This is a genomic window from Bartonella sp. OT172YNZD (assembly GCF_042193725.1).
Taxonomy (GTDB): Bacteria; Pseudomonadota; Alphaproteobacteria; order Rhizobiales; family Rhizobiaceae; genus Bartonella; species Bartonella grahamii_A.
In genome coordinates, this window is sequence record NZ_JBHILZ010000126.1 from 1 (window position 1) to 501 (window position 501).

The following is a 501-nucleotide window of genomic DNA, read 5'->3' on the forward strand; positions in this document are numbered from 1 at the left end:
TCCTATACTATGGAACAAGGCGTACCATGTCGGCGAACGATCTCCTTCAGATAGATTCAAGCTAACGTTTTCAGATCATTATCTTTCCGTACCGGTAAGAAATGTGCTGATTTGGTTAATCGATCTACGATAACCCATATCGAGTCTTTCTTTCCCCTGGTTTGAGGCAACCCACTAACGAAGTCCATGGAAATGTCCTCCCATTTCCATTCCGGAATAGCCAAAGGCTGCAATTCGCCACCAGGTTTCTTCCGGTCCCCTTTTACCTGTTGACAGGTAAAACAATGTGCTACAAAAAGCGCAATACTACGCTTCAAACTAGGCCACCAAAAAGTGCGTTTCAAGTCCTTATACATCTTATTCCCTCCTGGATGTACCGCCAGAGGAGAATTATGTAATTCTTTCATTACCACTTCTCTCATATCTGTCGGAACATACAATCTGCCACGGTATCTCAACTCCTTTTGTTTCCCGATTGACCAAACATTTGACTGGCCTCGA

The 501-nt window shown here is 43.9% G+C and carries 1 protein-coding gene; it reads right to left on the minus strand.

The genetic code is table 11. From position 1 onward, the window contains the following. Positions 1-56: 56 nt before the first annotated feature. On the minus strand, positions 57-501 hold a 445-nt coding region (locus tag ACFIJS_RS09355), incomplete at its 5' end, for an integrase zinc binding domain-containing protein (RefSeq protein WP_375651358.1).